General features: G+C 65.5%; 3 protein-coding genes. 1 reads left to right on the top strand and 2 read right to left on the bottom strand.

Annotation, left to right across the window (positions count from 1 at the left end; translation table 11 throughout):
* The coding region (locus BJF77_RS01420; protein ID WP_075871077.1) for an HIRAN domain-containing protein at positions 1-1,919 on the top strand (1,919 nt) is incomplete at its 5' end.
* Between the two features lie 183 nt (positions 1,920-2,102).
* Here BJF77_RS01420 and BJF77_RS19305 read toward each other — a convergent pair.
* Positions 2,103-2,768: a hypothetical protein gene (locus tag BJF77_RS19305; protein ID WP_083664914.1), complete on the bottom strand. Its 666-nt coding sequence runs from the start codon at positions 2,766-2,768 to the stop codon at positions 2,103-2,105.
* A 114-nt stretch (positions 2,769-2,882) separates the two neighbouring features.
* A complete protein-coding gene (locus BJF77_RS01410; protein ID WP_075871076.1) occupies positions 2,883-3,539 on the bottom strand; it encodes a ParA family protein in 657 nt (218 codons plus the stop codon).
* Between the last annotated feature and the right edge of the window lie 530 nt (positions 3,540-4,069).

Below are 4,069 nucleotides of genomic sequence, written 5' to 3'. Positions count from 1 at the left end.
GGGAGTCGAACTATCGCAAGGCGCTGCTGCGTCACTTCCAGCCCGTGCCCGGGGCGGGGCCGTTGATCGAGGACTGCACGTTCGAGCTGGTACCTGAGCCGGATAACCCCTATGACAACACCGCGGTGTCCATCCGCCGCAACGACGACGTGCTCGGGTACCTGCCGGCCGAGGTCGCAGAGGACTACTTCCCTGCACTGGCCACGGTCTCGGTGAAGGGACAATTGATTCTGGCCTCGGGCACAGTGTGGGCCAAACGCTCGGCCTACGACAGCGGGATCGGGGTGAACCTGCGCGTCAACCTGCCCTCTGTGCGGGCCTTGGCCGCAGCGGCCGGTGGGCGAGCCAAGAAATCGGTGAAGCTGCCCCGCACCTATGGGCGGAAGAACCCGACCTTCCACAAGGGCCTGCACCCCGGCGCCGACCAACCCATTGTCGGCACCGACACCCGCCGCTCGAGCACGCCGGCTGCCTCCCCGGCTCGGTCGGCCTATGAGACGGTGCTGCCGACCAACGTGCGCGACGCCCAAGCTATCCTGGGCGGGCACGTGCCGGCCTCAACCTTCCCGATCCTGCCGGCCAAAACCACCCGCCTTCAGATGTCGCACCCGCGCGCCGAAACGGTCGAGAAGCTGTTCCAGCCCGTGCTGGGGGACAAGATCACCTCCGAGAACCTGGTCTTCGAGCTCGTCACCGAACCGGACAACCCGCACCAGCCCGGGGCGATCTCCGTGCGGCTAAAGGGCGAGGTAATCGGGTACCTGTCCGAGGAGGACACCACCCGCTGCGCTCCCGCGCTCAACCGCATTCAGGCCAGCGGCCAACCGGTCGTCGTGCCCGGGTCCTTGACCGTGGACAAGTGGCAGTTCCACCTGGGCCCCGCCCTGGACATCACCGTGAAGCTCTCCCTACCGACCCCGGAGCAACTGGTGCCTCTAAACGCCGGGCACGTGCACGGGGTCGTGCTGCCCTACGGGACAACCCTGCAGGTGGTCGGGGAAGACGACCACTTCGACCACCTGTTCAACTACGTCCCGCCCAGCGGAGAAGGCGTCCTGTTGCTCGAGCTACGCCGCGGCACCCAGCAACTGCGTACCGGAGAGACCAAGGACACCGTCCGGGTCTACCTCGACGGCGAAGAGGTGGGCGGCCTTACCCCGGCCAGTGGCGCCCACTTCACCCCCACGCTGCGCCACCTGGAGGACGTCGAGCACCGCGCCCTGGTTTGGGGCCGAATCCAAGGTTCGGCCCTGAAAGCGGCCCTGACCATCCAAGCCGCCAAGGCCCACGAGATCCCCGACGCCTGGTTGCGGCAACCCTCGCAGGTTGACTACACCCTCGCCCCCGAGGAAGACCACTACGTGCTGCCCAACGCCTACATGCCCACCGCCGAGGAGCAAGTTGAGCAGCGCCGCAGGGAGCAAGCGGAGACCGAGCGGCGCCGCCGCGAGCAGACAGAAGCCCAACGACGCCGTGAACAGGCCGAGGCCGAACAGCGCCGCCGGGACGCAGAAGAGGCCCAGCGGCAACGGCAAGAAATTGTGGAACCGCCGGCATCTGCACCCGCTGTCCCGGCATGGACACCGAATCCCGCCAGCCCCGACCCGGCGCCGGCCCACTACACCACTAGTCCCGCGTGGGTTGACCACCCCGGGCCGGCTCAACCGGCCGTAGCGCCCTATACGGCGCCAGCACCCTCCGCCCCACCGGTTGCGCCGAAGAAGCCCAGCATCCTTTCCGCCATCTTGATGTGGTTCGCCTTCGTCGCAACGCTGGGAGTGTTCGTCGAGCCCGTCGGCGGACTCATCTGGCTGGGCATCGGCATCTTCACCTGGAGATGGCGCAAGAAGCGCCGCCAGGCCTTCCTGACCCATCAAGCCGCACATGGGGTTCCGGCCTCCTACTACAGGTGGCGATGACTTTGCCCCGGTCGACCAGCCTCCCCGCGACTCCCCCACCTCCTGAGCCCTTCCCGGAGGCGCATTGGCACCGACCGTTCGTTCCGGTATCTATCTGACAGGCCGCGGCTTATTGAATAGATCGAATAAAAATTCGCTATCAACGGGACGTGCGATACGCACTAGTGACAGCTAATTAGTTGGTCAGCGAACGGGTTTGTTGGGCAGCCGCTTCGGGGCGATTGGCAGGCTCCCGCCATTGCGCACCCTGGCGTCTTCGATGGCAATGCGCAGTGCTTCGGCGGCCAACTGGCTCACGGACTGCATCCGCCCGGCTCGCCGGTCGATGCCCGTGGTCTCCTCCATTCGGGTAATGGTGTCCACGGGAAGGATGAAGGCGCGATTGACCCCGCGCTTACCCTCTTCGGGATCCGGGTGAGCCTCAGCCAGCCTCGCCCGATCGGCAGGGGTGCGCGCGGCATGGGTGTCCAGGGCGGCGGCGATCCATCGGGCAAAGCTGGTAGGCGGATCAGCCAAAGTGTCTAGGTCGGCCACGTAGGCGGACTTGGCTCCTTCCAGCGTGGCCTGGCGCAGATACAAACCCAGGCGTGCCGTGCCCACCGGCAGGACCTGGGGCCGGCGAGTACGGCCGCCCTGCTCGATGGTGGCAGTCGAACTTTCCGTCAATCGGGTGGCGAGGTCCTGTGAGGCGCTCCGCTCCCCCACTGCCGGAGCGTCTGCCATGGGCGCTGTGATGGCTGGGGACTTCTCCTCAGGGGTGGGTTCAGCGACGGGCTCGGCGGGGGGCGCCTCGACAGGGCGGGTGATGGCGGCCTTGTTGCGGTCTTTGAGGGATCTGCGGGCGGGCATCAGATACGGGCTCCTGTGCTGGCGACGATGATCGGAGACACGGCTGCCTGGTAGTCGGCGGCCACCTTGGAGGACGGGTCATAGACGGACACCGGCATTCCGGCCGTGTAGGCATCACGCACGGACACCGCCTCGCGCACCGGGTGGTGACCTTGCCGGGTGCATCTGCTCGAGCAATTCCACCACCTCCTTATCCAGGGTCCGACGCCCGTCATAGCGGGTGGGCACCACCCAGGAGACCGCCAGCCCGGGACGGGCTCTGCGGGCCAGCCGGACTTCGATGACATCGGAGAGCCGGGTGAGCTGATCCAAGGCTTCGACCTCGCAGGCCACCGCCGCAACTACGACATCGGCGGCGGCCAGCCCGGACAGGGTAAGTCCGGACAGCGCCGGCGGGGTGTCGATGACTACGTCGTCGAAACGTTCCGCCACCGTGGGTAGGTGATCGCGCAAGGCAGTCACCAGATCCGGCACCTGGTGGGTGTCCATGTCAGCCAGGTCATGGGTGCCAGCCAGCACGTGCACACCAGGAACGGTGGGACTCGGCACTGCGGCCTCGGCCGCAGTGGCCTCCCCAGTGAGCACCTCAGCGGCCACAGCCGGGACCTCGCTGTCATCGGTCAGCCCGAGTCGGGTGGTGAGGTTTCCCTGCTGGTCAAGGTCGATGGCGAGCACTCGGCGTCCAGCTGCGGCTAGAGCAGCAGCAAGCTCAGCAGCCGTTGTGGTCTTGGTGGAGCCGCCTTTGGACAAGGCGACGGTGTAGACGGTCATACGTGGGTGCCCCTTTCGGTGGTACCGCCAATTTGGATGTACCCAACCTGTTGCGTGTATTCAATATATCGCAGGAAGTTGATAGGAAGCGTCACTTTCTACCCTCGCGTCGCGCGCATACAAGGCGTTCATGACACTCCGCCAACCCCCTCTGTCCCGTCTTTCGGGTGCGAGTATGCCGGCGCAGGGTGAGCACCCCTACTGCTCTGGGCCTGACGGGCCAGAGGGGGGTCGGGGCGGCCGGCCAGACTATTCGCTCCACATCTGCCTTGCATCAGCCAGAAGGGGAGTCTACGCAGGGCAACGAGAGTTCCCTTCCGAGAAAAGGTGTTGTAGCAGTCTATTGTAACAATACAAACTATTATATATATTCAATTCAGTGATAATATTTAATGCACGTCGGGATCCCTGGATCACATATGAGCCTGTCAATGCAGGCGGGGCGACGGGGCACTCGTCGTCCCATCACCCGAGCCCGCACCCCACAGCACAAAGACCCCGGGGGGTACTGCGGTTGCGGATGCAAGATT

It is taken from the genome of Kocuria sp. CNJ-770, from assembly GCF_001942375.1.
Taxonomy (GTDB): Bacteria; Actinomycetota; Actinomycetes; order Actinomycetales; family Micrococcaceae; genus Kocuria; species Kocuria oceani.
The sequence above is the reverse complement of the archived record's forward strand: the minus strand, read 5'-3'. Positions and strand labels throughout refer to the sequence as shown.

What these genes read in the sequence shown, in the direction of transcription:
- BJF77_RS19305 (WP_083664914.1), bottom strand. Translation starts at nt 2,768, where the DNA reads ATGCCCGCCCGCAGATCCCTCAAAGACCGCAACAAGGCCGCCATCACC.
- BJF77_RS01410 (WP_075871076.1), bottom strand. Translation starts at nt 3,539, where the DNA reads ATGACCGTCTACACCGTCGCCTTGTCCAAAGGCGGCTCCACCAAGACC.